This is a genomic window from Burkholderia sp. LS-044, assembly GCF_004803625.1.
Taxonomy (GTDB): domain Bacteria; phylum Pseudomonadota; class Gammaproteobacteria; order Burkholderiales; family Burkholderiaceae; genus Burkholderia; species Burkholderia cepacia.
The window spans coordinates 95,467-121,726 of sequence record NZ_SSWO01000003.1; the positions used below are offsets into that span (position 1 = coordinate 95,467).

Sequence of the window (26,260 nt, forward strand, 5' to 3'; positions counted from 1 at the left end):
ATGGCGATTCACCGGATTCACCAATATCTGACCGACCTATGAAGCCGATCTGGATAGTAGACGACGACCAATCGATCCGCTGGGTGCTTGAAAAGGCGCTCGCCCGGGACAGCTTCGCGACGAAGAGCTTCGCGAACGTGCGCGACGCGCTGGCCGCGCTCGACCACGAGACGCCGCAGGTGCTCGTATCCGACATCCGGATGCCGGGCGGCTCGGGCCTCGAGTTGCTGCAGGCGATGCACGAGCGCCTGCCGGGCCTGCCCGTCATCATCATGACGGCGTTCTCCGATCTCGACAGTGCCGTCGCGGCGTTCCAGGGCGGCGCGTTCGAATATCTCGCGAAGCCGTTCGACGTCGACAAGGCGGTCGAGCTGATCCGCCGCGCCGTCGAGGAAAGCCTGCGCGGCGGCGTGCCGCAGGACGAGCGCGTGGCCGAGGCGCCCGAGATGCTCGGCCAGGCGCCCGCGATGCAGGACATGTTCCGCGCGATCGGCCGCCTGTCGCACTCGGCCGCGACCGTGCTGATCACCGGCGAATCGGGCACCGGCAAGGAGCTCGTCGCGCGTGCGCTGCACCGTCACAGCCCGCGCGCGAACGGGCCGTTCATCGCGCTGAACACCGCGGCGATCCCGAAGGACCTGCTCGAATCCGAGCTGTTCGGCCATGAGCGCGGCGCGTTCACCGGCGCGCAGTCGACTCGGCAGGGCCGCTTCGAGCAGGCCGAGAACGGCACGCTGTTCCTCGACGAAATCGGCGACATGCCGTTCGACCTGCAGACGCGCCTGTTGCGCGTGCTGTCGGACGGACAGTTCTATCGGGTCGGCGGGCACAACCCGCTGCGCGCGAACGTGCGCGTGATCGCCGCGACGCACCAGAATCTCGAATCGCGCGTGAGGCAGGGCCTGTTCCGTGAAGACCTTTACCACCGGCTCAACGTGATCCGGTTGCGGCTGCCGCCGCTGCGCGAGCGCAGCGAGGACATCGCGCTGCTCACGCGCCACTTCCTGCAGAAGAGCGCGCGCGATCTCGGCGTCGAGCCGAAACGCGTGTCCGACGAGGCGCTGGCCTACCTGACGTCGCTCGCGTTTCCCGGCAACGTGCGCCAGCTCGAGAACCTCGCGAACTGGCTGACCGTGATGGCGCCCGCGCAAACGGTCGAGATCAAGGACCTGCCGCCCGACCTCGTGCCGGCCGGCGCGCCGGTCGTCGCTGCGGGCGAAGGTGCGGGCACGCACGTCGGTGGTGGCGATACGGCACTCTCGGCACCGGTGACGGGCGCGGCGCCGGTGGCGTCCGCGCCAGTCGCGGCCGCGCCGAACGGCAGCGCGCCGGCCGGCTATCCGGTGTGGGAGCATGGTTTGCGCACCGAGGTTGCACGGCTGTTGCGCGAGAATTCGGCCGACGTGATGGACGAACTCGCACGCCGCTTCGAGGCGGCCGTGATCCGCGAGGCGCTCGACTTCACGCGCGGTCGCAAGGTCGAGGCCGCGGAGCGCCTCGGCATCGGCCGCAACACGATCACGCGCAAGATCCAGGAACTCCATCTGGAGCCCTGAGCACGATTTGCGGCATGCGCGGGCATCGCGCATGCCGCGATCGGACATAATCGCGGTTTGCACGCCGTTTGCCATTCCGCCCATCCGCAATGTCCGATTCCTTCCGCTGGCCCGCCGGGGCCGACCCGTTCCGTTTCCTCGAAGCGCTCGACAGCAAGCGCGCCCGCACGTGGGTCGACGAGCAGAATGCGCGCACGCGCGCCGCGCTGCGTGACGACGACGCCTATCGCGCGCTCACGGCGCGCCTCGCGAAAGCGTACCTGCCGCGCGAACGCCCGGTGATTCCAACCCGCTGGCGCGACTGGGCCTACGACCTGTGGCAGGACGATCTCCATCCGAAGGGGCTGTGGCGCCGCACGCGCTGGGACGACTGGCGTGCAGGCCGGCCGGCGTGGGAAACGCTGCTCGACGTCGATGCGCTCGGCGCGGAGGAGGGCGAATCGTGGGTGTTCGAGCAGGATGCGATCCTGTACCCGGACGGCGATCGCGCGCTGCTGTCGCTGTCGCCGGGCGGTGCCGACGCGGTCGTCGTGCGCGAATTCGATCTCGTCGAACGTCGTTTCGTCGACGGCGGCTTCACGATCGACGAGCCGGGGCATCACACGGTCGGCTGGATCGATCGCGATACCGTCTACGTGAGCTGGGATCGCGGCGACGCGCATGCCACCGCGGCCGGCTATCCGTATGAAGCGCGGCGCTGGGTGCGCGGCACCGCGCTTGCCGATGCGCCGGTCGTCTTCAGCGGCGAACCCGACGACATCAGCGCGGGCGCGGGGTTCGATCCGATCGACAACCGCCACGTCGCGTGGCGCAGCGTCGACTTCTTCGACGCGCATGCGTACCGGCTGACCGATGCGGGCGAGTGGGCGCGCTACGACGTGCCGCCCCATGTCGAGGTCGGGTTCTGGGAAGGCTGGCTCATGCTGGAGCCGCGCCTCGACTGGGATTGCGGCGGCGTGCGCCATGCGGGCGGCTCGCTGCTGGCTATCCGCGAACAGGCGTTCCTGGCCGGGGCGCGCGAACTCACGACGTTGTTCGCGCCGCAGCCGACGACGTCCGCGTGCACGTGGACGCACACGCGCACGACGCTGATCGCGAGCTGGCTCGACGACGTGCACAACCGCACGATGCTGTGGCAACCGCGACAGGTCGACGACGGTACGTGGACATGGGATGCGCGGCCGTTCGAGTGGGCGGGCGACGCGCAGATCGATGTCGAGCCCGTCGAGGCGACGCTGAACGACGAGGTGTACGTCGACGTCGACACCTATCTCGATCCGCCCGAATGCTGGCTGGCGGATCTGGCCGACCGCGCGGACGATGCGTCGTCGCGCCGCGTGCTGCTCGACCGGCCGCCGGTGCAGTTCGACGCGACGGGGCTCGTCGTGCGCCGCGCGAGCGCGCGCTCGCAAGACGGCACGATGGTGCCGTACACGCTGATCGGGCCGCGCGATGCACTCGATCCGGCCGAAGGCGCCACGCGCGTCGCGCGGCCGTGTTTGTTGTCGGGCTACGGCGGTTTTGCGATCCCGAACCTGCCGGGCTACAGCGACGCGTTCGGCATCGGGTGGCTCGAGCGCGGCGGCGTGATGGCGTTCGCGCACATCCGCGGCGGTGGCGAGTTCGGGCCGCGCTGGCACGTCGACGCGCAGCGCGAACACCGCCAGCGCTCGTTCGACGATTTCATCGCGGTGGCCGAGGACCTGGCCGCGACCGGCGTGACGAGCGCCGCGCAGCTCGGCATCGAGGGCGGCAGCAACGGCGGGCTGCTGGTTGCCGCGTGCATGGTGCAGCGGCCGGAGCTGTTCGGCGCGGTGCTCTGCCGCGTGCCGCTGCTCGACATGCGGCGCTATCCGAAGCTGCACGCGGGCGCCGCGTGGCTCGACGAATACGGCGACCCGGACGATCCGCACGAAGGTGCGGCGCTGGCTGCGTATTCGCCGTATCACCGCGTGCGTGAAGGCGTCGCGTATCCGCCGTTACTGCTGACAACGTCGACGCGCGACGACCGCGTGCATCCCGCGCATGCGCGCAAGATGGCCGCGCGCATGCGTGCGCTCGGTCATGAACGGGTGTGGTATTGGGAGAACACCGACGGCGGCCACGGCAGTGCCGACGATCTGGAACGCGCGGAAGCCGACGCGGCGGAATTCGGGTTCCTGTGGGCCCATCTCGGGCCGGCGCCCGCGCGGCGCTGAACGCGCGCTGGCTGCCCGGTCAGCCGACGACCGCGACCACGGGCGTGTGGTCGGACGGCTGTTCCCACGTGCGCGGCGTGCGATCGACCTCGCACGACGTGCAGGTTTGCGCGAGCGCCGGCGACAGCAGCACGTGGTCGATGCGCAGCCCCGCGTTGCGGCGGAACGCCATCATCCGGTAGTCCCACCACGTGAAGGTCTTCTCCGGCTGTTCGAAGCGGCGGAACGCATCGACGAAGCCGAGTTCGATCAGTTGCGCGAAGTGGGCGCGCTCCTGCGGCGACACGAGGTTCTGGCCTTCCCATTTCGCGGGGTCGTGCACGTCGCGGTCTTCCGGCGCGATGTTGTAGTCGCCGAGCAGCGCGAGCTTCGGGTAGCGCTGCAGCTCGGTGCGCAGCCACGCCTGCAGCGCGTCGAGCCATTGCATCTTGTAGACGAACTTGTCCGAGTCGGGCGCCTGGCCGTTCGGGAAATACGCGGACACGATGCGCACGCCGTCGACCGTCGCGGCGATCACGCGCTGCTGGGGATCGTCGAAGCCCGGAATGTTGCGCACGACGTCCGATTCGTCGACGGACAGCGTGTCGCGCGCGAGGATCGCGACGCCGTTGTAGGTCTTCTGGCCCGTGAACCAGCTGCGGTAGCCGGCGGCTTCAAGATCGGCGCGCGGGAATTTCTCGTCCGGCAGCTTCAGTTCCTGCAGGCACAGCACGTCGGTGCCGCTTTGCGCGAGCCAGTCGAGTACGTGCTGCTTGCGGACGTTGAGCGAGTTGACGTTCCAGGTGGCGATTTTCATGAACGGGAGTGTGCGTGCGGGGTAAATGCGAAGGCCGCCATCTTACCGCGAGCACGCGGTGCGAACGCGCCCGTCGTGCGGGGCGGGGGCGGTGCCTCGCACCGCCGTCTCGGGGAATCGGGAAGAAATTGTGACAAAAGTATTGACGTGAGTACTTCCTCACCCTATAATTTATTTCTCTGACGCGGGGTGGAGCAGTCTGGCAGCTCGTCGGGCTCATAACCCGAAGGTCGTAGGTTCAAATCCTACCCCCGCAACCAAGCACACCAGACGATGTGCAGCGCATATGACCGATGCGCGCTTCGTCGACAAGAACCCGGCTCCGTGCCGGGTTTTTTGTTTTCTGCGCGCGGCGCCGCTATTGCGCCGCCCACTCGACCGCCGCCTTCGCATGCAGCGCGGTCGTATCGAACACCGGCAGCGGCGAGTCGTCCGCGCCGATCAGCAGCGTGATTTCCGTGCAGCCGAGGATCACCGCCTGGGCGCCGCGCGTCGCCAGTTCCTCGATGATCGTCACGTACGTCGCGCGCGATTCCGGCGCGATGACGCCGTGGCACAGCTCGTCGTAGATGATCCGGTGCACGTCGTCGCGCCCGCGTTCGTCCGGCACGAGTACCTCCATGCCGAACCTGTCGCGCAACCGCTCCGCGTAGAACGGCAACTCCATCGTGTAGCGCGTGCCCAGCAGCGCGACGCGCTCGACGCCCGCATCGCGCAGCGCGGCGCCGGTCGGATCGGCGATGTGCAGGAACGGCAGCGTCACCGCGGCTTCGATCGCGGCGTGGACGCGATGCATCGTATTGGTCGTCAGCACGACAAGATCGGCGCCGGCCGCTTCGAGCTGCCGCGCGGCGCTCGCCATCCGCTCGCCGAGCGCGGCCCAGTCGTGCGTGCGCTGCAGTGCTTCGATCTCCGCGAAATCGACCGTGACCAGCACGCTTTTCGCGTTGTGATGCCCGCCGTGCAGCGCCTTCGAATGGCGATTGATCATCCGGTAGTACTCGGCCGACGATTCCCAGCTCATCCCGCCGATCAGTCCGATCGTCTTCATCCGTCACCTTTGCGTTTCATGTATTGCGGCAGACGAGTATAGGCGCCGCTGCCCGCGCCGGCCGGTACGATCCGTGCAAAGCGGGCCGGTACGGCACAGCCGGGCGCGACCGCACGCGACAGTTGAAACCGGCACTGTGTTTTTGTACAGTATCGGCACCGTGAACCCGACCATCATTCCGCCTGCCGATCCGCACGCGCCGCCGCCGGGCGACGTGCTGCCGCGCATGCGCAAGATCATTCATTGCGATTGCGACTGCTTCTACGCGTCGGTCGAGATGCGCGACGACCCGTCGCTGCGCAACCGGCCGCTCGCGGTCGGCGGCCGGCCCGACCAGCGCGGCGTGATCGCGACCTGCAACTACGAGGCGCGGCGCTACGGCGTGCATTCGGCGATGTCGTCGGCGCTGGCGATGCGCAAGTGTCCGGACCTGCTGATCCTGCCGTCAGCGATGGACAAGTACCGCGCGGCATCGCGGCAGATCATGGCGATCTATCGCGACTACACGCCCGACGTCGAGCCGCTGTCGCTCGACGAGGCGTACCTCGACGTCAGCGGGTCGGAGCAGTGCCAGGGCAGTGCGACGCTGATTGCGCGGGAGATCCGTCAGCGCGTGCACGATACGGTCGGCGTGACCGTGTCGGCCGGCGTCGCGCCGAACAAGTTCATCGCGAAGATCGCGTCCGACTGGAACAAGCCCGACGGGCTGTTCGTCGTGCGGCCGCACGAGATCGACGCGTTCGTCGCGGCGCTGCCGGTGCGCAAGCTGCACGGCGTCGGCAAGGTGACGGCCTCGCGGCTCGACCGGCTCGGCATCCAGACCTGCGCGCAATTGCGCGACTGGCCGCTGATCGACCTGCACCGCGAATTCGGCGCGTTCGGGCGGCGGCTGTACGAATTGTCGCGCGGGATCGACGAGCGGCCGGTGCAGGCCGACCAGGAGCGCAAGTCGGTCAGCGTCGAGACGACCTACGTCACCGATCTGACGACGCTCGAGCAGTGCGCGGCAGAAATCCGCCGCCTCGTCGTGCAGCTCGATGCGCGTATCGCGCGGGCGGGCGCCGCGCGGTCGATCCGCAAGATGTACGTGAAGATCCGCTTCGCCGATTTCCAGCGGACGACGGTCGAGTGCGTGGCCGACGCGACGCATGCGGATACGGCCGTCACGCTGCTCGCGAAGGGGCTGCAACGGCGTGCGCAGGCGGTACGGCTGCTCGGCGTCGGCGTGCGCATCGACGAGGATACCGCCGAGCGCCACGGGCAGTTCTCGCTGTTCGACGACGACGCCGGTAACGCCGACGACGCAGCCGGCGAACCCCCGGCGCCATGAAAAAAGGCACCGCCGCGGCGGTGCCTTTCGATGCAGCCGGACGAGCCGGACAGCGGGCGCTCAGTGCGCGGGTGCGGCCATCCCGTTGTGGCGCAGCAGCGCATCGATTTGCGGTTCGCGGCCGCGGAACGCCTTGAACGAATCCATCGCCGGGCGGCTGCCGCCGACCTCGAGGATTTCGCGGCGATAGCGCGTGCCGGTCGCCGCGTCGAGCACGCTGCCGCTCGCGGCGGCCGCTTCCTCGAACGCCGCGTACGCATCGGCCGACAGCACCTCGGCCCACTTGTAGCTGTAGTAGCCGGCCGCGTAGCCGCCCGCGAAGATGTGGCTGAACGTGTTCGGCCAGCGCGAGAACGCGGCTTGCGGGATCACGTGATAGCGTTCGTTGATCTCGCGCGCGAATGCGGTCACGCCGGTGGCGCCGGCCGGGTCGAAGTCGACGTGCAGCAGCATGTCGAACATCGAGAACACGATCTGGCGCAGCGTGCCGAGCCCGCTCTGGAAGTTCTTCGCGGCGATCATCTTGTCGAACAGCTCGCGCGGCAGCGCGGCGCCCGTATCGACGTGCGACGACATCGACGACAGCACGTCCCATTCCCAGCAGAAGTTTTCCATGAACTGCGACGGCAGTTCGACGGCATCCCATTCGACGCCGTTGATGCCCGACACGCCGAGCTCGTCGACGCGCGTGAGCATGTGGTGCAGCCCGTGGCCGAATTCATGGAACAGCGTGATGACTTCGTCGTGCGTGAAGCATGCGGGCTTGCCGCCGACCGGTGCCGAGAAGTTGCAGGTCAGGTACGCGACCGGCGTCTGCACGGTGCTGCCGCGCTTCGCGCGCGAACGCGCGTCGTCCATCCACGCGCCGCCGCGCTTGCCTTCGCGCGCGTACAGGTCGAGATAGAACTGCGCGACGAGCGAGCCGTCGCGGTTTTCGACGCGGAAGAAGCGCACGTCCTTGTGCCACACCGGCGCATCGTCCGGCTTGATCTGGACGCCGAACAGCGTCTCGGTGACGGTGAACAGGCCCTTCAGCGCGGCCGGCTCCGGGAAGTACTGCTTGACCTCGTTTTCCGAGAACGCGTAGCGCTGCTGGCGCAGCTTCTCGGCCGCGTATGCGACGTCCCACGGCGCGAGTTCGGCGAGGCCGAGTTCCTTCGCGGCGAACGCGCGCAGCTCGTCCCAGTCCTTGTCCGCGTGCGGGCGTGCGCGCGTTGCGAGATCCTCGAGGAACGCGATCACCTGCTGCGGCGATTCGGCCATCTTCGGCGCGAGCGACACTTCGGCGAAGTTGCGGTAGCCGAGCATCTGCGCCTCTTCGCGGCGCAGCTTCAGCGCATCGGCGACGATCGCCGTGTTGTCCCATTCGGCCTTGCCGTCGCCGTACTGCGGCCCGAGTTCCGACGCGCGCGTCGCATAGGCGCGGTAGAGCGTCTCGCGCAGTGCGCGGTTGTCGGCGTATTGCAGCACCGGGAAGTACGACGGGAAGTGCAGCGTGAATTTCCAGCCTTCCTTGCCGTCCTTCTGCGCGGCTTCGCGGGCGGCCTCGATCGCGTCGCCGGGCAGGCCGGCCAGTTCGGCGTCGTCCTGCACGATGTACGCGTACGCGTTGGTCGCGTCGAGCACGTGATCGGAGAAGGCCTTCGACAGCGCGGCCTGCTGTTCCTGAAGTTCCGCGAAGCGCGGCTTCTGGTCCTCGGGCAGCTCGGCGCCCGACAGGCGGAAATCGCGCAGCGCGTTGTCGAGGATCTTTTTGCGTTCGGTGGACAGCGTTGCGTATTCGGCACTCGCGGCGATCGCCTTGTACTTCTCGTACAGCGCGAGGTTCTGGCCGACGCTCGACCAGAATTCGGTCACGCGCGGCAGGTTTTCGCCGTAGGCGGCTCGCAGTTCGGGCGTATCGGCGACCGCGTTCAGGTGGCCGACGATGCCCCACGCGCGACCGAGCGGCTCCGTCGCGTGCTCGACCGTCTCGACGACATCCGCCCAGGTTGCCGGCGTCGCGGCGGCGCTTGCCGTCTCGACCGCGCGGTTGGCGGCATCGAGCAGCGTGTCGAGCGCGGGCGTCACGTGTTCCGGGCGGATCTCGCCGAAGCGGGGCAGGCCCGAGAAGTCGAGAAGCGGGTTGGTGTTGGCGCTGGCGGACATAAGACTCCCTGTCTGTTGCCGGATGAACCGGAGTGAAAAGGGTAAGGCGCGCACGGCAGCGCGGCGCCCGATATCGACATTATTGGGGCGCATCGCGCGCTTTCCAATCGTTAGTTTCTAACGACGCGATTGGCGCGGGGTCGAATGCGGGACGGGGCGGCCGGCAAGGTGCGGCCGGCGAGGCGCCGGCGCGCGGAACCGCACGCCGGCTGAACGGGCAGGGTCAGGCGGCTGCGTCGGCCGCGCGCTCGGCGGCTTCGATCGTGTTGATCAGCAGCATCGTGATGGTCATCGGGCCGACGCCGCCCGGCACCGGCGTGATGTGGCCGGCCACTTCCTTCACGCCCGCGAAGTCGACGTCGCCGCACAGCTTGCCCGCATCGTCGCGGTTCATGCCGACGTCGATCACCGTCGCGCCGGGCTTCACCATGTCGGCGGTCAGGATGTTGCGCTTGCCGACCGCGGCGACCACGACATCCGCCTGCCGCGTATGCGCGGCGAGGTCACGCGTCTTGCTGTGGCAGATCGTCACGGTCGCGCCGGCGTCGAGCAGCATCATCGCCATCGGCTTGCCGACGATGTTCGAGCGGCCGATCACGACCGCGTTCGCACCCTGCAGCGGGATGTCGTGCGCCTCGAACATCTTCACCACGCCGTACGGCGTGCACGGCCGGAACAGCGGCTTGCCGGTCATCAGCGCGCCGGCGTTCGCGATGTGGAAGCCGTCGACGTCCTTCTCCGGCGCGATCGCCTCGATCACCTTGTGGCTGTCGATGTGCGCGGGCAGCGGCAGCTGGACGAGGATGCCGTGGATCTTCGGGTCGCGGTTCAGCTCGTCGATGCGCGCGAGCAGGTCGGCTTCCGACAGCGTGGCCGGGTACGCATCCTTCAGCGAGAAGAAGCCGTTGTCCTCGCATGCCTTGATCTTGTTGCGCACGTAGACTTCGCTCGCCGGATTGGCGCCGACGAGGATCACCGCGAGACCGGGCTGGTGGCCGCGTGCGGTCAGGGCGGCGGCGCGTTCGGCGGCCTGCGCGCGCAAGGTCTTCGAGAGGGCGTTGCCGTCGATGAGGAGGGCTGTCATGGTGGTGGTCCTGCCGGGAAGTTGGAATGCGGGCGTGCGGCACGCGAAGCGCCGCAGCAAAGCACGCAATTATACCGGTCGCCTGCCGTCGTCCGACAGTGAATACAAGGAAAGCGTCATGGCGCCGGTGCCGGCGCTCCGGGAGGAAGCGCCGGGATGCCGCGCGAGTGGGCCGCATCGCGCGGCGCGGTAGTGTCCGATGGTGCGGCCGGCCGGGCAGGGCTGCCCGGAGCCGCGTGCGACGCTCAGGCCTGCTTCTTCGACAGCGCGAGGCGCAGCAGGTCGGCCACCGTATTGACGTTGAGCTTTTCCATGATGTTCGCGCGGTGCGCTTCGACCGTCTTGATGCTGATGCCGAGATCGTCGGCGATCTGCTTGTTCAGGCGGCCCGCGATGATCCGTTCGAGCACCTGCTGCTCACGCGCGGTCAGCTTCGACAGGCGTTCGCTCGCGGCACGCTGCTCCTGGACGCTCTTGCTTTCGCTTCGGGCCTTGTCGAGCATCCGCTCGACGAGCTTGCGCAGCTCGGCTTCGTCGAACGGTTTCTCGATAAAGTCCATCGCACCCTTTTTCATCGTCGACACGGCCATCGGCACGTCGCCGTGACCCGTGACGAAGATGATCGGCAGCGCGGCATTGTCGGCGATCAGGCGCTCCTGCAGCTCGAGACCGCTCATGCCCGACATCCGCACGTCGAGGATCAGGCACGCGATCTGGCCGGCCTGCTGCGCCGGCTGGTACGCATCGAGGAACTGCTCGGCGCTCGAGAAGCATTGCACGCGATAGCCGTTCGCCTCCAGCAGCCAGCGCAGCGAGTCCCGTACGGCCTCGTCGTCGTCGACGACGAAGACGGTTTCCTGAGTGGTGGTGACAGGGCTATTCATAGTTCTCCCGTAACGGTATGTGATGCCGATGCCTCGCGCCCCCCTTGGCCGAGATCAGCGGGTTCCCCAATGGGCAGGCTGCAGTGGAACGTCGCGCCGGAAATGCGGCCATCCGGCTCGACGTTGTTGACCACCCACAGACGCCCCCGATGCGATTCGATGATCGAACGGCAGATGTTCAGCCCCATGCCCATGCCATCGGACTTGGTGCTGTAAAACGGTTCGAACAGGCGCTCGGCGGTCGCTTCGTCGACGCCCGGGCCCTGGTCGATCACGCGGATGTCGACGAATCCCGCCTCGATGTCGGCGATGACGCGGATCACGCCGTCCGCCGACGCCGGCTTCACGTCGGCCATCGCCTCGGCCGCGTTCTTCATCAGGTTCACGAGCACCTGCTCGATCAGCACGGGGTCGACATAAATAATAGGCATTCTTGCGAGGATTTCCGTGACGATCCGGATCCTGCGCTTCCTGGCCTCGATTTCAGCGAGCCCGACCGCGTCGGCGACGATGTCCGCGACCCGGGCCGGCTGGCGCTTCGGTTCGCTGCGCTTCACGAATTCGCGGATCCGCTTGACGATCATCCCGGCGCGCAGCGCCTGCTGCGCGGTCTTTTCCAGTGCGGGCTGCAGCGTCTCGGGCGTGCCGCGGCCGCTCTTGACGAGCGCGAGCGTGCCCGAGCAGTAGTTGTTGATCGCGGCGAGCGGCTGGTTCAATTCGTGAGCAATCGACGACGCCATTTCACCCATCGTCATCAATCGGCTCGTGAACTGCAGCTTCTCTTCCTGCTGGTGCGCGAGCTCCTGCGCCTTCTTGCGGGTCGTGATGTCGGTCGCGATCTGCATCTGCGCGAGGTGGCCGTCCACCCACTGGATGTACTGGCGGCGCACCTCGAACCACTTCTGGATGCTCTCGACGTACACCTCCTGCGCATCGGCGGTGCTGCTCGTCAGCGCGGCGGCCGGCAGGCCCGCGAACGCGTCGACCATGTCGATCGAGTCGGACGATGCCTGCGCGCGGTCGAAGCCGCCGCCCGACAGCTCGAGATGGCCGTCCGGGCGAATGCCGAACAGGTGGCGGTAGTAGCGGTTCGCGAACAGCAGCTCGGCTTCGTCGGCGGCCAGCACCGACACCGCGGCGTCGAGGCTTTCGAGCACCGTCGTGAAGCGCTCGTGCGCGGCCGCGAGTTCCTCGCGCGCGCGCTTCGGCTCGGTGATGTCGGTCATCGACGACATCCAGCCGGTCTGGCGGCCCGAACTGTCGATCAGCGGCGACACGTACAGGCGCGCATGGAACAGCGTGCCGTTCTTGCGCCGCACGCGTAGCTCGAAGCCCGAGCTCGGCGCCTTGCCGCGCAGCGTCATGTCGAGCTGGCGCTGCATTTCCGGGTAAGCGTCGCGCGGCCAGTACGGGAACGGCGCGACCTTGCCGACGAGGTCGGTTTCGTCCCAGCCCGTCATCCGGCAGAACGCGGGGTTCACGTGCGTGATGCGGCCGTGCATGTCGAGCACGCGCATGCCGATCAGCACCGAATTCTCCATCGCGCGGCGGAAGAACGCTTCCGCGTACAGCGCCTGCTGCGCCTCGAAGCGCTGGCGCGTGTGCTTCCACAGGCTCCAGAGGCTCCACAGCACGAAGCACGACAGGCCCGCCACGAGCCACACGAGCGTGTTGTTGGTGAGGTTCGTGAGCTGCGGGAATGCGTACACGCGCACGGTCAGCCCCTGGCCGGGCGGATCGAGCGGCAGGTCGTAGTGCGAGTCGCGCGGCAGGCGCGGGCGCGTCGACGTGGACGACAGCTCGCGGTTGTTCGCGTCGGTGATCGAGATCTTGTACTTCGACGACAGTTCCTGCGGGATGTCGTGCTTCAGGATGCCTTCGACCGAGAACACCGCGGCGATCGAGCCGAGGTACTCGCGGTCGCCGCGCATGACGGGCGTCTGCAGCGTGATGAAGCCGTTGCCGAAGTCGTCGTAGATCAGCGGCGAATAGGCCTGGCGGCGCGTGCTGCGCGCCTCGTCGTATGCGCCGCGCACGGCGTCCTGCATCTGCGCTTCGCCGGGCTTCGCGAGCCGCTGGCCGAGCAGCGGCGGATGCACGGTCGGCCAGCGCTGTACGCCGGGCGATGTGTACCAGTTCAGGTAGAGGATTTCCGGGTGCGTCTGCATCACGTCCGCGACGGCCATCTGGAACGCGTTCTGGTCGAGGCGGCCGGATGCGAGGTCGCGCGACAGTGCCTGGAGCTGTTCCTGCGCGCCCGTCATCGACAGGCGGATCTGCTGCTGCGCCCACGCGACGTTCCGGAAGAGGGTGTCTTCCTGCTGCTGCTGTTCGCGGCGGTTGAGGCTCCACAGGATGAGGCTCATCACCACCAGGAACACGAGGATCGACAGCAGTGGCGTCAGCAAATAGGAATTGGACCACCACGGTCCGTGGTGCCAACGGGACGGCTGCGACTCCGCCGGCGGGCCCGACGGTCGCGCCGAGCGTGCGAAAAGCCGATCGGTCAACATGGCAGGATTGTAGCGCAGCGCAATACATGGAAAACCTATACCGGATATGTTGAACGGAAACGGATTTGTTTCGCCGGGACGCGCCGGAGAGCCCCGAAATATGGGTGCAGCGCAGCAATATTCCGCATTGCGAGAAAAGATCTCACTATTCGAAAATTTTGTTGCGCAGGCCCGCGCACGCTCATTACAATCCGCTGGAGCTTGCCCGCAGCCGGTCGCGTCGCGTCGTCTGCACGAGAGCGATCCTCACATTCCAGGACCCAGGAGACGAGAATGTCCGCTGTACCGAACGAAGTGATGAAATATGTCGCCGCCGAACGTGACGACGACCCGCAAGAAACCGTCGAGTGGCTGGAGTCGCTCGATGGCGTGATCTCCTCCGTGGGCACCGGCCGCGCGCATTACCTGATCGAAAAGCAGATCGAGTTCGCCCGCATGCACGGCGAACACCTGCCGTTCTCCGCCAATACCCCGTACATCAACACGATCCCGGTCGAAGCCCAGGCGAAGATCCCTGGCGACCAGGACATCGAGCACCGCATCCGTTCGTACACGCGCTGGAACGCGCTGGCGATGGTGCTGCGTGCAGGCAAGGACACGAACGTCGGCGGCCACATCGCGTCGTTCGCGTCGGCCGCGACGCTCTATGACGTCGGCTACAACCATTTCTGGCACGCAGCGTCCGAGCAGCACGGCGGCGATCTCGTGTTCGTGCAGGGCCACTCGTCGCCGGGCGTGTACTCGCGCGCATTCCTGCTCGGCCGCCTGAAGGAAGAGCAGCTCGACAACTTCCGCCAGGAAGTCGACGGCAACGGCATTTCGTCGTACCCGCACCCGTGGCTGATGCCGGACTTCTGGCAGTTCCCGACCGTGTCGATGGGCCTCGGCCCGATCATGGCGATCTACCAGGCACGTTTCATGAAGTACCTGGAAGCGCGCGGCATCGCGAAGACGGAAGGCCGCAAGGTGTGGGCATTCCTCGGCGACGGCGAGACGGACGAGCCGGAATCGCTCGGCGCGATCGGGATGGCGAGCCGCGAAAAGCTCGACAACCTCGTGTTCGTGATCAACTGCAACCTGCAGCGTCTCGACGGCCCGGTGCGCGGCAACGGCAAGATCATCCAGGAACTGGAATCGGAATTCCGCGGTGCCGGCTGGAACGTGATCAAGGTCATCTGGGGCAGCCGCTGGGATGCGCTGTTCGCACGCGACAAGACGGGCGCGCTGATGCGCCGCATGATGGAAGTCGTCGACGGCGAGTACCAGACGTACAAGTCGGAGTCGGGCGCGTTCGTGCGCGAGCACTTCTTCAACACGCCTGAACTGAAGGCGCTCGTCGCCGACTGGTCCGACGACGACATCTGGGCGCTGAACCGCGGCGGCCACGATCCGCACAAGATCTACGCGGCTTTCCACGAAGCCACGAACACGAAGGGTGCGCCGACCGTCATTCTCGCGAAGACCATCAAGGGCTACGGGATGGGCGAATCGGGCCAGGCGATGAACATCACGCACCAGCAGAAGAAGCTGCCGGTCGAGCAACTGAAGAAGTTCCGTGACCAGTTCCGCCTGCCGATCACCGACGAGCAGATCGCCGACGTGCCGTACCTGAAGTTCGAGGAAGGCTCGAAGGAACTCGAATACATGCGCAAGCAGCGCATGGATCTCGGCGGCTACCTGCCGCATCGCCGCGAGAAGGCGACGTCGCTGCCGGTGCCGGCGCTCGACGCGTTCGAACCGCTGCTGAAGGGCACGGGCGAGGGCCGCGAGATCTCGACGACGATGGCGTTCGTGCGGATCCTGAACATCCTGCTGAAGGACAAGGCGCTCGGCAAGCGCGTCGTGCCGATCGTCCCGGACGAATCGCGTACGTTCGGCATGGAAGGCCTGTTCCGCCAGATCGGTATCTGGAACCAGCAGGGCCAGAAGTACGTGCCGGAAGATTCCGACCAGCTGATGTTCTACAAGGAATCGGAGACCGGCCAGATCCTGCAGGAAGGTATCAACGAAGCGGGCGGCATGTGCGACTGGATCGCGGCGGCGACGTCGTATTCGACGCACGGCGAGATCATGGTGCCGTTCTACATCTTCTACTCGATGTTCGGCTTCCAGCGGATCGGCGACCTGGCATGGGCCGCGGGCGACATGCGTTCGCGCGGCTTCCTGCTCGGCGGTACCGCGGGCCGCACGACGCTGAACGGCGAAGGCCTGCAGCACGAAGACGGCCACTCGCTGCTGTGGGCGGCATCGGTGCCGAACTGCGTGAGCTACGACCCGACCTTCGGCTACGAACTCGCGGTGATCGTCCAGGACGGCCTGCGCCGCATGGTGCAGGACCAGGAGGACGTGTACTACTACATCACGGTGATGAACGAGAACTACGAGCACCCGGCGATTCCGCAGGGCGAGCACGTGGCGGCCGACATCATCAAGGGCATGTACTCGTTCAAGAAGGCCGACGCCGACAAGAAGGCGCCGCGCGTTCAACTGCTCGGCGCGGGCACGATCTTCAACGAAGTGATCGCTGCCGCCGACCTGCTGAAGAACGACTGGGGCGTCGCCGCCGACCTGTGGAGCGTGCCGAGCTTCACCGAGCTGGCGCGTGAAGGCCACCAGGTCGAGCGCTGGAACCTGCTCCATCCGACCGAGGAGCGTCGCCTGTCGCACGTGCAGAAGTGCCTGAAGGACACGCAGGGCCCGGTCATCGCGTCGACCGACTACGTCCGCGCGCTGGTCGACCAGATCCGCGGCCAGATCGATCGCCGCTTCGTCGTGCTGGGCACCGACGGTTTCGGCCGCTCGGATACCCGCGAGAAGCTGCGTCACTTCTTCGAAGTCGACCGTCACTGGGTCACCGTCGCCGCGCTCAACGCGCTGGCCGACGAGGGCACGATCGAGCGCAAGGTGGTCGCGGACGCGATCGCCAAGTACAACCTCGATCCGTCGAAGCCCAACCCGATGACCGTTTAACGCACACGCCGTGTGATGCCGCGCGCCGCTTCCGCGAGAAGCGCGCGCGGCCATGGAGACAGAAACAGATGAGTCAAGCGATCGAAGTGAAGGTGCCGGATATCGGCGATTACAAGGACGTGCCGGTGATCGAGATCGGCGTGAAGGTCGGCGACACGGTCGAGCCGGAGCAGTCGCTCGTCACGCTCGAGTCGGACAAGGCGACGATGGACGTGCCGAGCCCGGTAGGCGGCGTCGTGAAGGAAATCAAGGTCAAGGTGGGCGATTCCGTGTCGGAAGGCTCGCTGATCATCCTGCTCGAAGGCGGCGCCGCGGCGCAGGCCAACGGCGCGGCTGCGCCGGCCGCAGCACCGGCTCCGGCGGCAGCGCCTGCGCCGGCCGCAGCGGCACCGGCTGCCGCACCGGCAGCCGCCGGCGGCACGCTCGAAGTGAAGGTACCGGACATCGGCGACTACAAGGACGTGCCGGTGATCGAGATCGGCGTGAAGGTCGGCGACACGGTCGAGAAGGAACAGTCGCTCGTCACGCTCGAGTCGGACAAGGCGACGATGGACGTGCCGAGCCCGGCAGCGGGCGTCGTGAAGGAAATCAAGGTCAAGGTGGGCGATTCGGTGTCGGAAGGCACGCTGATCGTGCTGCTCGAAGCCGCAGGTGCAGCGGCTGCCGCACCGCAGGCGAGCGCACCGGCGCCCGCCGCAGCAGCGCCGGCGCCGGCACCCGCCGCCGCACCCGCGAAGGCCGCACCGGCCGCTGCCGCACCGGCTCCGGCCGCGGCACCGTCGGGCGAATACCGCGCCAGCCACGCATCGCCGTCGGTACGCAAGTTCGCACGCGAACTCGGCGTCGAAGTCGCGCGCGTGCAGGGCTCGGGTCCGAAGGGCCGCATCACGAAGGAAGACGTCACGGGCTTCGTGAAGGGCGTGATGACCGGCCAGCGCGCGGCACCGGGCGCGGCGGCCGCGCCGGCAGGCGGCGGCGAGCTGAACCTGCTGCCGTGGCCGAAGGTCGACTTCTCGAAGTTCGGCCCGTTCGAGGCGAAGCCGCTGTCGCGCATCAAGAAGATCTCGGGCGCGAACCTGCATCGCAACTGGGTGATGATCCCGCACGTCACGAACAACGACGAAGCGGACATCACCGAGCTCGAAGCGCTGCGCGTGCAGCTGAACAAGGAGCACGAAAAGGCGGGCGTGAAGTTCACGATGCTCGCGTTCGTGATCAAGGCGGTCGTCGCCGCGCTGAAGAAATTCCCGACCTTCAACGCGAGCCTCGACGGCGACAACCTGGTGTTCAAGCAGTACTACCACATCGGTTTTGCCGCGGACACGCCGAACGGCCTCGTCGTGCCGGTGATCCGCGATGCGGACAAGAAGGGGCTCGTCGATATCGCGAAGGAAATGGCCGAGCTGTCGAAGGCCGCACGCGACGGCAAGCTGAAGCCGGACCAGATGCAGGGCGGGTGCTTCTCGATCTCGTCGCTCGGCGGGATCGGCGGCACCAACTTCACGCCGATCATCAATGCGCCGGAAGTCGCGATCCTCGGGTTGTCGCGCGGCCAGATGAAGCCGGTGTGGGACGGCAAGCAGTTCGTGCCGCGTCTGACGCTGCCGCTGTCGCTGTCGTATGACCATCGCGTGATCGATGGCGCGGAAGCTGCGCGGTTCAATGCGTATCTCGGCGCGTTGCTCGCGGATTTCCGTCGCATCATTCTTTGATGAGCGGGGAGTGTGCTCGCGGGGTGCGTGGGTTTATGTCGGTTATCCACGTTTCGTCGTTGAACCTGTCTTGCTAACGGTCTGCTAGCGTCGCCCCTGCGCGGGGCGGCGGTCACTTTTCTTTGTCTTCCAAAGAAAAGTAACCAAAAGAAAGGCGCGTCCTTGGGCGGACGGCAAAGGTGGTCCTGCCCAACGTCGCGTTCTCTTGTCAGGCCGTAGTCGCAGTAGTGGGTTCTTCCGCGGGTTTCTCCCTCTCTGTCTGCAGCTAATCAAGAAGGGGACAGTAATGAGTCTCATCGAAGTCAAGGTTCCGGATATCGGCGATTTCAGCGGCGTCGATGTCATCGAAGTCAACGTGAAGCCGGGCGACGTGATCGAAAAAGAGCAAACGCTCATCACGCTCGAATCGGACAAAGCCTCCATGGAAGTGCCCAGCGACGTCGCCGGCACCGTCAAGGAAGTCAAGGTCAAGGCCGGCGAGAAAGTCTCGCAAGGCACCGTCATCGCCATCGTCGAAGCAGCGGCAGGCGCCGCCGCGCCCGCGAAAGCACCCGAAGCAGCAAAGCCCGCGGCAGCTGCGCCGGCACCGGCCGCAGCCGCCCCGGCACCCGCGCCGCAAGCCGGCAGCTACGCAGGCGCCGTCGACATCGAGTGCGACATGCTCGTGCTCGGCGCCGGCCCCGGCGGCTACTCGGCCGCGTTCCGCGCAGCCGACCTCGGCATGAAGACCGTGCTCGTCGAACGCTACTCGACGCTCGGCGGCGTGTGCCTGAACGTCGGCTGCATCCCGTCGAAGGCGCTGCTGCATACGTCGCTCGTCGTCGAGGAAGCCGCGGCGCTCGCGTCGCACGGCATCACGTTCGGCAAGCCGGAAGTCGATCTCGACAAGCTGCGCGACTTCAAGGGCGGCGTCGTCAAGAAACTGACGACGGGCCTCGCCGGCATGGCCAAGGCGCGCAAGGTTGAAGTGGTCACGGGCGTCGGCGCATTCGTCGATCCGTTCCACATGGAAGTGCAGGGCGAAAACGGCAAGAAGGTCGTCAGGTTCAAGCAGGCGATCATCGCCGCCGGCTCGCAAGCCGTGAAGCTGCCGTTCATGCCGGAAGACCCGCGCGTCGTCGATTCGACCGGCGCGCTCGAGCTGCGCCAGCTGCCGAAGCGCATGCTCGTGATCGGCGGCGGCATCATCGGCCTCGAAATGGCGACGGTGTACTCGACGCTCGGCGCCGAGATCGACGTCGTCGAAATGATGGACGGCCTGATGATGGGCGCGGACCGCGATCTCGTGAAGGTCTGGGAAAAGTACAACGCGAAGCGCTTCGGCAACGTGATGCTGAAGACCAAGACGGTCGGCGCGGAAGCGAAGGAAGACGGCATCTACGTGAAGTTCGAGGGCGAGAAGGCGCCGGCGGAAGCGCAGCGCTACGACCTCGTGCTCGTCGCGGTGGGCCGCAGCCCGAACGGCAAGAAGATCGGCGCCGACAAGGCAGGCGTCGCCGTCACGGATCGCGGCTTCATCGACGTCGACAAGCAGATGCGCACGAACGTCCCGCACATCTTCGCGATCGGCGACATCGTCGGCCAGCCGATGCTCGCGCACAAGGCCGTGCACGAAGGCCACGTCGCAGCGGAAGCCGCGCACGGCGAGAAGGCGTACTTCGACGCGCTGCAGATCCCGTCGGTGGCTTACACCGACCCGGAAGTGGCGTGGGCCGGCAAGACGGAAGACCAGTGCAAGGCCGAAGGCATCAAGTACGGCAAGGCCGTGTTCCCGTGGGCCGCATCGGGCCGCGCGATCGCGAACGGCCGTGACGAAGGCTTCACGAAACTGATCTTCGACGAGGAAACCCACCGGGTGATCGGCGGCGCGATCGTCGGCCTGAACGCGGGTGACCTGATCAGCGAAGTGTGCCTCGCCGTCGAGATGGGCGCGGACGCGGAAGACATCGGCAAGACGATCCATCCGCACCCGACGCTCGGCGAATCGGTCGGCATGGCCGCCGAACTGTACGAAGGCGTCTGTACGGACCTGCCGCCGCAGCGCAAGAAGTAACGCGACCGGGGCCGGCATGTTGCCGGCCACAAAAAAACGCCGCCTCCCGGGCGATCCGGGCGGCGGCGTTTTCTTTTGCGGGCGGCCGATGCTCAAACGACCGTTCGAGCACGGCCGGCGGCTTGGCGATTCCGGCGTGGTGCGGCGCCAGAAACGAAAAAGCCGCGCTGTGCGCGGCTCTTTCAGGAGCAGGGGACGCTTACGCGGCCGGCTTGCTCGAACGACGTGCGGCAGCGGCGGTAGCAGCCTTCGTTGCGACGGCAGCAGCAGCGTTGAAGTTCGTTTCAGCGATTTCGACGGCTTGCTTCGTGGCCTTCTGAACCGTTTCGTACGTGGTGTTCGCAGCGTTCAGTGCCGACTTCAGTGCGGCGACAGCCGTTTCCGAACCGGCCGGGGCGTTCTTCGCGACGTTGTCGACGAGTGCCTGGACCTTCTTGTTCTGCTCTTCGAATTGCGCTTCTGCAACCTTCGCGAACTCGGCTTGCGTCGACGATGCGATTTCGTACAGGTGACGACCGTACGACAGCACCTTTTCCGCGACCGGCTGCGACAGGCTGGCTTGCAGGGCGATCAGTTCCTGTGCGTCCTTCACCGACAGCAGGCGCTGTGCGTTTTCCTGGCCTTCGGCCAGCGTCGACTTCACGACCTGCAGGTTGAGTTCGATCAGCTTCTCGACGCCTTCGAACGCCTTGGTCGTCAGACCGAACAGGCTTTCGAGGTTGGCTTTCTGTGCAGCGGCGATTTGCTCGGGGGTCAGCAAGGACATGTCCAGCTCCTGAAAAGCGATCGCGTCGATCGCAGGGTAAAGGGCACTACGACGGGGAACCTCGGATGCGCGTGCTTTGTGCAACGCAGCAATGAGGCCTATTTTAGGGCAGAGAAAACGGATGTCAAGTGTTTTTTGTGCGTTGCACAATCGCGACAAATTATCGATAAAACAATAAGTTATCGTGCCCGTTCGGAATCGGTTTCACGCGCGTCTCCCAGATGGTGCGCACGGACGCGGGGCGCACGCGGCGCACCATGATCATGCACAGGTAAACCTGACAGGGTCATGGAACGTTATCCTTCTGTTCCTGTCGAAAACGCGCCGTTTCGATGCGCGTACCGTGGCGACGTGCCGCCGCCACGGCCGAGACCGGCTCCCAGGCACCCCGAGCGCCGGATACGTAGTTTCCCCGCTTTAAATCGCCTCCGAAGTGACGTTATCTCAATTAACCGTGTGTAATCGGGAGACGGGTACTGTCGGGCAGCGCATCCCATGAATTTTTTCGATGGGAGCGGGAGGGTTCATTGGTCAGAGGTTGGCCAACCCTTACATTCCGGTTTAACGACGATCGGTAAGTGCCTAATATTGCTCTTTTTTTCAGCTTTAACTACACTTGCGGAAACCTCCCGCCCGCTTTGTCCAGACCCCAATGAAAGCCGAATCGTTTTCACCGCGCAGATTGTTGCAGAGCATGACGCTCGGCACGGCTGTGTCGGTCGCTGTCGCCTTGCTGGCGACCACCGCGTCCGTCACGCCCGCTGACGCCTTTGCCGCCACTGCGAAGACCCAACAAGCCGCCAAGAAAAAGGCTGTCGCTCCTGCTTCGTCCGCGAAGAAGAAGTCGGCCAGGGCTACCTCCGACAAATCCGCCAAGGTCGCCGCGGCCGATGCGCCGCGCGCAAAGGCGTCGCGCAAGCGCGTGACGCTCGCGGCGAACAGCGTGCGTGCCGGCCATCACGGCGCGGTTCGCAAGGTCGCGTTCCAGCCGCGTCGGCAGAGCGTCGGCCAGGCGTTCGGCCTGCACGACACGCCGGACGCGCTCGCGCTGCGTTCGAGCGTCGCGTACGTCGTCGACCAGAATTCCGGCGAGCCGCTGTTCGACAAGAATTCGCACGCCGTCGTGCCGATCGCGTCGATCTCGAAGCTGATGACGGCGATGGTCGTGCTCGACTCGAAGGCGCCGATGGCCGACCAGATCGAAGTCACCGACGAAGACCGCGACTACGAGAAGGGCACGGGCTCGCGCCTGTCGGTCGGCTCGGTGCTGTCGCGTGAAGACATGCTGCACATCGCGCTGATGGCGTCGGAAAACCGCGCGGCCGCCGCGCTGTCGCGTTATTACCCGGGCGGTCGTCCGGCGTTCATCGCCGCGATGAACGCGAAGGCGAAGTCGCTCGGCATGGCCGATACCCATTTCGAGAATTCGACCGGTCTGTCGAGCTCGAACGTGTCGAGCGCGCGCGATCTGGTGAAGATGGTCAATGCGGCGTACCAGTACCCGATGATCCGTCAGTTCTCGACCGATCGCAGCTACGAGGTGTACACGGGCAAGCGCAATCTCGCCTACAACAGCACGAACGCGCTGATCCGCGGCAACGGCTCGTGGGACATCGGTCTGCAGAAGACGGGCTTCATCAACGAAGCGGGCGAATGTCTCGTGATGCAGGCGACGATCCACGGCCGGCCGATGGTGATGGTGCTGCTCGATTCGTTCGGCAAGTATTCGCGCTTCGCCGACGCGGCGCGCCTGCGCAACTGGCTCGACGCCGGCGGCGGCGAGCGCCTGACGGCGGCCAACACGCCGAACGGTGGGACCTGATCGCACGGCGGCGTGGCGGTTCGCCGCCGCGTCGATGGTCGAAAAAAAAGCCCCGCAATCGCGGGGCTTTTTTACTGCGGGCGCGCGGGAGCGGCTTACGCCTGCCGCTGCAGCCCGTCCGCATCCTTCGTGGGCGCCGGCCGGTAGCCGAGCGATTCCGAAATGGTGAGGGCAGTACGGCTCAACTGGCCGAGCCAGGCATCCTGGAGACGATCGGCCGGCGCCGACAGCGACAGGCCCGCGACGAGCTTGCCCGAATCGTCGTAGATGCCGGCCGCGATACAGCGCACGCCGAGCTCCAGTTCCTCGTTGTCGCGTGCGCACGATTGCTGGCGGACGATCGTCAGCTCGCGCTCGAGCTTCGCGATGTCGGTGATGCTGTTCTGCGTATGGCCGGACAGCCCCGTGCGCGTTGCATAGGCACGCACGCGCGACGTTTCGTCGGCTGCAAGGAACAGCTTGCCGACCGATGTGAGGTGCAGCGGCGCGCGGCCGCCGATCGCACGGACGACCTGCATCCCCGAGCGCTCCGAATACGCGCGCTCGATGTAGACGATCTCGTCGCCCTGGCGCACCGACAGGTTCACGGTCTGCCCGGTGAGACGGTGCAGCTCGCGCATCGGCATCAGCGCCGCGTCGCGTACCGACAGGCGTGCCTTCACGAGGTTGCCGAGCTCCAGCAGCCGCATGCCGAGGCGATACGTGCCGGGATCGGAGCGGTCGACGAGGCGGCAGGTCACCATGTCGTTGAGGATGCGGTGCGCCGTAGACGGGTGCAGCTCCGTGCGCTGCGCAAGTTCCTTCAGGCTCACGGGGTCACTGTGCGCGGCGAGCGCGTCCAGCAACCGCATCATGCGTTCGATCACCTGGATCGACGTTTTGGAATCCGGGGTGGGTTGGCTCATGTCGGGGGAGAAATCGGTTGACGCGGCAAGCGGTGTTCCAACGATTGTATCTCGTATCGTGAAAAAAGCGAACGCCGTTCGAGGAAGTCCTCGTTTCGCGCAGTGCGGGCTTGCGCGCGAGCCGGCGTTGGTCTCGCCGGCCAAACGGCGGATAATGAGAGCCGTTTTCTCGAAGGAGCGCGTATGCGAGTCGGTTTGTTCGTGACCTGCCTGGTCGATCTGATGCGTCCGGAAATCGGTTTTTCGGCGCTCAAGCTGATTCGCGACGCCGGCTACGAGGTGATCGTGCCGCCCGCGCAGACTTGCTGCGGCCAGCCGGCCTACAACTCGGGCGACCGCGCGCTCGCCCGCGATCTCGCGGAAAAGACGCTGCGCGAGTTCGAGCAGTTCGATTACGTCGTCGCGCCGTCGGGTTCATGCGGCGGGATGATCCGCGCGCACTACGGCGACCTGTTCCGCGACGACCCCGAGCTGATGGGGCGCTACACGCGGTTCCAGCAGAAGGTCTACGAACTGACCGATTTCCTGGCGAATGTCGCGAAGGTCTCGCTCGCGCCGGGTGAATTCACGGGGCCCGTCACCTATCACGATTCGTGCTCGGGCCTGCGCGAGCTCGGCGTGAAGGCACAGCCGCGCGCGCTGCTCGCGCAGCGCGGCATTGCGGTCACCGAGATGAAGGACTGCGAGCACTGCTGCGGCTTCGGCGGCACGTTTGCGGTGAAGTACGGCGACATCTCGGCGGCCATCGCGGACGAGAAGTGCGCGAACGTGCGCGCGTCGGGCGCGGGCGCCGTCGTGCTCGGCGATCTCGGCTGCATGCTGAACATCGAAGGGCGGTTGCGCCGCACCGGCGACCGCGACACGCGCGTGCTGCACGTCGCGCAGGTGCTGGCGGGCGACGTCTGACGCCCGGTTCCGCTCACTTTTCCCCGATACCGCGATGCAAGTCCAATCGATGCATTTCAAGGCGCGCGCCGGCCAGAAGCTGGCCGACCAGCGCCTGCAGCAGAACCTGAAGAAGCTGTCGACGAAGTTCGTGTCCGCGCGTGCCGACGCGATGACCGCGATCGACTTCCCGGCCACGCGGGCGGCGCTGAAGGCGCGCCGCAACCGCGCGCTGGAGAACCTCGACGTGTGGCTCGAGGCCTTCGAGCAGGAGGCGACGCGACGCGGCACGACCGTGCTGTTCGCCGAGACGACGGCGGACGCCGCGCGGCTCGTGGCCGACATTGCGCGCCGTCACGACGTGAAGAAGGTCATCAAGACCAAGTCGATGGTGTCGGAGGAAATGCGCCTGAACGCGGTGCTCGCGGAAATGGGCGTGCAATCGATCGAGACGGACCTCGGCGAATACATCCTGCAGATCAACGACAACGAGCCGCCGAGCCACATCATCGCGCCCGTCGTCCACAAGGACAAGGACGAGATCGCCGACCTGTTCGCGCGCACGCACCACCGCGAGCGGCTCACCGAGATTCCGGACATGACGCGCGAGGCGCGCGAGGTGCTGCGCCCGCATTTCATGTCGGCCGACATGGGCGTGACCGGCGGCAACTTCGTGATCGCCGAGACCGGTTCGGTCGCGATCGTGACGAACGAAGGGAACGAGGGGATGTGCACGGTGATGCCGCGCGTGCATGTGGCCGTGACGGGCATCGAGAAGGTGCTGCCGACCCTCGAGGATCTCGCGACCGCGATGCGCCTGCTGCCGCGTTCCGCGACGGGGCAGAAGACGTCGAACTATTTCTCGCTGCTGACCGGGCCGCGCGGGCCGGACGATGAGGACGGCCCCGAGCACAACTACGTGGTGCTCGTCGACGGTGGCCGCACGGGGCTGATCGGCGGCGCGTTCCAGGAGATGCTGCGTTGCATCCGCTGCGGCGCATGCATGAACCATTGCCCGGTTTACCAGAAGGTCGGCGGCCATGCGTACGGCTGGGTCTACCCGGGGCCGATGGGTTCCGTGCTGACGCCGAGTTACGTCGGGCTCGATCGCGCGCTGGATCTGCCGCAGGCCGCGACGCTTTGCGGAGAATGCGACAGCGTCTGCCCGGCCGGGATTCCGCTGTCGCACCTGTTGCGCACGCTGCGCGAAAAGCAGGTCGAGCGGCACCTGCGGCCGTGGCGCGAGCGGGCGGCGCTCACCGCATGGGGTTTCGTCGCGCGGCGGCCGATGCTGTACGCGCTGACGACGAAGCTCGCGGTGCGCATCCTTGAGCGGCTGGGCGCCGGCGGCACGCTGCGGCGCCTGCCGATGATGGGCGGCTGGATGGACACGCGCGACATGCCGACCCCGACCGGGCGCACGTTCCGCGAACTGTACGCGGCGTCGCAAAGCCACCTCGGCTGACGACTGTTCATCCGGTGACAACAGAGCGTTCGCTATTTGGATATTTATCTCGATAGATGCGGTCTATAGAATCTCGTCTGTAGTCCCCGGAATCGGGTTTCGGGGTACGAGGTCAAGGAGGT

18 protein-coding genes and 1 tRNA gene are annotated in these 26,260 nt (G+C 66.4%); 11 read left to right on the forward strand and 8 right to left on the reverse strand.

Annotation, left to right across the window (positions count from 1 at the left end):
- Window positions 1–38: 38 nt before the first annotated feature.
- Window positions 39–1,556, forward strand: coding sequence for a nitrogen regulation protein NR(I) (ntrC, locus tag E9536_RS08810; RefSeq protein ID WP_060084364.1), 1,518 nt, complete (start codon window positions 39–41; stop codon window positions 1,554–1,556).
- 89 nt (window positions 1,557–1,645) lie between these two features.
- Window positions 1,646–3,754, forward strand: a complete 2,109-nt coding sequence (locus E9536_RS08815; RefSeq protein WP_136469737.1) for a prolyl oligopeptidase family serine peptidase — start codon at window positions 1,646–1,648, stop codon at window positions 3,752–3,754.
- Between the two features lie 19 nt (window positions 3,755–3,773).
- Here E9536_RS08815 and xth read toward each other — a convergent pair whose 3' ends face one another.
- On the reverse strand, window positions 3,774–4,550 hold the full coding sequence (gene xth / locus E9536_RS08820; RefSeq protein WP_048024087.1) for an exodeoxyribonuclease III: 777 nt from the start codon (window positions 4,548–4,550) through the stop codon (window positions 3,774–3,776).
- A 183-nt stretch (window positions 4,551–4,733) separates the two neighbouring features.
- On the opposite strand from xth, the gene E9536_RS08825 reads away from it, so the two are divergent.
- Window positions 4,734–4,810: transfer RNA gene (locus tag E9536_RS08825), tRNA-Met, on the forward strand.
- A 98-nt stretch (window positions 4,811–4,908) separates the two neighbouring features.
- Here the strand turns inward: E9536_RS08825 and E9536_RS08830 are convergent.
- Window positions 4,909–5,601, reverse strand: a complete 693-nt coding sequence (locus tag E9536_RS08830) for an aspartate/glutamate racemase family protein (protein ID WP_136469738.1) — start codon at window positions 5,599–5,601, stop codon at window positions 4,909–4,911.
- Window positions 5,602–5,737: 136 nt separating this feature from the next.
- Here E9536_RS08830 and dinB point away from each other — a divergent pair, with 136 nt between their 5' ends.
- Window positions 5,738–6,931, forward strand: a complete 1,194-nt coding sequence (gene dinB / locus E9536_RS08835; protein ID WP_136469739.1) for a DNA polymerase IV — start codon at window positions 5,738–5,740, stop codon at window positions 6,929–6,931.
- Between the two features lie 60 nt (window positions 6,932–6,991).
- Here dinB and E9536_RS08840 read toward each other — a convergent pair whose 3' ends face one another.
- Together E9536_RS08840 and folD are read right to left on the reverse strand one after the other, a co-directional pair.
- Entirely contained in the window at window positions 6,992–9,079 is a 2,088-nt protein-coding gene (locus E9536_RS08840; protein ID WP_060373147.1) for a M3 family metallopeptidase, read from the reverse strand.
- A gap of 223 nt (window positions 9,080–9,302) precedes the next feature.
- Window positions 9,303–10,163, reverse strand: coding sequence for a bifunctional methylenetetrahydrofolate dehydrogenase/methenyltetrahydrofolate cyclohydrolase FolD (gene folD / locus E9536_RS08845; protein WP_136469740.1), 861 nt, complete (start codon window positions 10,161–10,163; stop codon window positions 9,303–9,305).
- Here folD and E9536_RS08850 point away from each other — a divergent pair.
- Window positions 10,162–10,356 carry a hypothetical protein gene (locus tag E9536_RS08850; RefSeq protein ID WP_027786959.1) on the forward strand — a complete coding sequence of 65 codons (195 nt, stop codon included), beginning with the start codon at window positions 10,162–10,164 and terminating at the stop codon, window positions 10,354–10,356. The two genes, folD and E9536_RS08850, sit on opposite strands and share 2 nt — an antisense overlap.
- A gap of 52 nt (window positions 10,357–10,408) precedes the next feature.
- Here the strand turns inward: E9536_RS08850 and fixJ are convergent, their stop codons facing one another.
- The gene (gene fixJ, locus E9536_RS08855; RefSeq protein ID WP_006493245.1) at window positions 10,409–11,047 is read right to left on the reverse strand and encodes an oxygen response regulator transcription factor FixJ; all 639 of its coding nucleotides are present in this window, start codon (window positions 11,045–11,047) and stop codon (window positions 10,409–10,411) included.
- The gene (gene fixL, locus E9536_RS08860) at window positions 11,044–13,560 is read right to left on the reverse strand and encodes an oxygen sensor histidine kinase FixL (RefSeq protein WP_027786960.1); all 2,517 of its coding nucleotides are present in this window, start codon (window positions 13,558–13,560) and stop codon (window positions 11,044–11,046) included. Before fixL ends, fixJ begins: the two co-directional genes overlap by 4 nt.
- 273 nt (window positions 13,561–13,833) lie before the next feature.
- On the opposite strand from fixL, the gene aceE reads away from it, so the two are divergent.
- From aceE to lpdA, 3 genes are all read left to right on the forward strand, one after another.
- Complete coding sequence (aceE, locus tag E9536_RS08865; protein ID WP_027786961.1) at window positions 13,834–16,530, forward strand: pyruvate dehydrogenase (acetyl-transferring), homodimeric type; 2,697 nt, start codon at window positions 13,834–13,836, stop codon at window positions 16,528–16,530.
- 68 nt (window positions 16,531–16,598) lie between these two features.
- Window positions 16,599–18,242, forward strand: coding sequence for a dihydrolipoyllysine-residue acetyltransferase (gene aceF / locus E9536_RS08870; protein WP_059699119.1), 1,644 nt, complete (start codon window positions 16,599–16,601; stop codon window positions 18,240–18,242).
- A 286-nt stretch (window positions 18,243–18,528) separates the two neighbouring features.
- Window positions 18,529–20,295 carry a dihydrolipoyl dehydrogenase gene (gene lpdA / locus E9536_RS08880; RefSeq protein WP_059699118.1) on the forward strand — a complete coding sequence of 589 codons (1,767 nt, stop codon included), beginning with the start codon at window positions 18,529–18,531 and terminating at the stop codon, window positions 20,293–20,295.
- A 199-nt stretch (window positions 20,296–20,494) separates the two neighbouring features.
- On the opposite strand, the gene E9536_RS08885 is transcribed toward lpdA, so the two are convergent.
- Window positions 20,495–21,061, reverse strand: a complete 567-nt coding sequence (locus E9536_RS08885) for a phasin family protein (protein ID WP_006481973.1) — start codon at window positions 21,059–21,061, stop codon at window positions 20,495–20,497.
- Window positions 21,062–21,713: 652 nt separating this feature from the next.
- Here E9536_RS08885 and pbpG point away from each other — a divergent pair.
- Window positions 21,714–22,883, forward strand: coding sequence for a D-alanyl-D-alanine endopeptidase (pbpG, locus tag E9536_RS08890; protein WP_027786964.1), 1,170 nt, complete (start codon window positions 21,714–21,716; stop codon window positions 22,881–22,883).
- 95 nt (window positions 22,884–22,978) lie between these two features.
- Here pbpG and E9536_RS08895 read toward each other — a convergent pair whose 3' ends face one another.
- Window positions 22,979–23,788, reverse strand: a complete 810-nt coding sequence (locus tag E9536_RS08895; protein ID WP_027786965.1) for an IclR family transcriptional regulator — start codon at window positions 23,786–23,788, stop codon at window positions 22,979–22,981.
- A gap of 183 nt (window positions 23,789–23,971) precedes the next feature.
- On the opposite strand from E9536_RS08895, the gene E9536_RS08905 reads away from it, so the two are divergent.
- Both E9536_RS08905 and E9536_RS08910 read left to right on the forward strand, forming a co-directional pair.
- A complete protein-coding gene (locus E9536_RS08905) occupies window positions 23,972–24,694 on the forward strand; it encodes a (Fe-S)-binding protein (protein ID WP_021157667.1) in 723 nt (240 codons plus the stop codon).
- A gap of 34 nt (window positions 24,695–24,728) precedes the next feature.
- Window positions 24,729–26,138: a lactate utilization protein B gene (locus E9536_RS08910; RefSeq protein WP_136469743.1), complete on the forward strand. Its 1,410-nt coding sequence runs from the start codon at window positions 24,729–24,731 to the stop codon at window positions 26,136–26,138.
- The last annotated feature ends 122 nt before the right edge of the window (window positions 26,139–26,260 follow it).

Coding starts and splice junctions, on each gene's coding strand:
- ntrC (WP_060084364.1), top strand. CDS start 39: ATGAAGCCGATCTGGATAGTAGACGACGACCAATCGATCCGCTGGGTG.
- E9536_RS08815 (WP_136469737.1), top strand. CDS start 1,646: ATGTCCGATTCCTTCCGCTGGCCCGCCGGGGCCGACCCGTTCCGTTTC.
- xth (WP_048024087.1), bottom strand. CDS start 4,550: ATGAAAATCGCCACCTGGAACGTCAACTCGCTCAACGTCCGCAAGCAG.
- E9536_RS08830 (WP_136469738.1), bottom strand. CDS start 5,601: ATGAAGACGATCGGACTGATCGGCGGGATGAGCTGGGAATCGTCGGCC.
- E9536_RS08840 (WP_060373147.1), bottom strand. CDS start 9,079: ATGTCCGCCAGCGCCAACACCAACCCGCTTCTCGACTTCTCGGGCCTG.
- E9536_RS08850 (WP_027786959.1), top strand. CDS start 10,162: ATGGTGGTGGTCCTGCCGGGAAGTTGGAATGCGGGCGTGCGGCACGCG.
- folD (WP_136469740.1), bottom strand. CDS start 10,163: ATGACAGCCCTCCTCATCGACGGCAACGCCCTCTCGAAGACCTTGCGC.
- fixJ (WP_006493245.1), bottom strand. CDS start 11,047: ATGAATAGCCCTGTCACCACCACTCAGGAAACCGTCTTCGTCGTCGAC.
- fixL (WP_027786960.1), bottom strand. CDS start 13,560: ATGTTGACCGATCGGCTTTTCGCACGCTCGGCGCGACCGTCGGGCCCG.
- aceE (WP_027786961.1), top strand. CDS start 13,834: ATGTCCGCTGTACCGAACGAAGTGATGAAATATGTCGCCGCCGAACGT.
- aceF (WP_059699119.1), top strand. CDS start 16,599: ATGAGTCAAGCGATCGAAGTGAAGGTGCCGGATATCGGCGATTACAAG.
- lpdA (WP_059699118.1), top strand. CDS start 18,529: ATGAGTCTCATCGAAGTCAAGGTTCCGGATATCGGCGATTTCAGCGGC.
- E9536_RS08885 (WP_006481973.1), bottom strand. CDS start 21,061: ATGTCCTTGCTGACCCCCGAGCAAATCGCCGCTGCACAGAAAGCCAAC.
- pbpG (WP_027786964.1), top strand. CDS start 21,714: ATGAAAGCCGAATCGTTTTCACCGCGCAGATTGTTGCAGAGCATGACG.
- E9536_RS08895 (WP_027786965.1), bottom strand. CDS start 23,788: ATGAGCCAACCCACCCCGGATTCCAAAACGTCGATCCAGGTGATCGAA.
- E9536_RS08905 (WP_021157667.1), top strand. CDS start 23,972: ATGCGAGTCGGTTTGTTCGTGACCTGCCTGGTCGATCTGATGCGTCCG.
- E9536_RS08910 (WP_136469743.1), top strand. CDS start 24,729: ATGCAAGTCCAATCGATGCATTTCAAGGCGCGCGCCGGCCAGAAGCTG.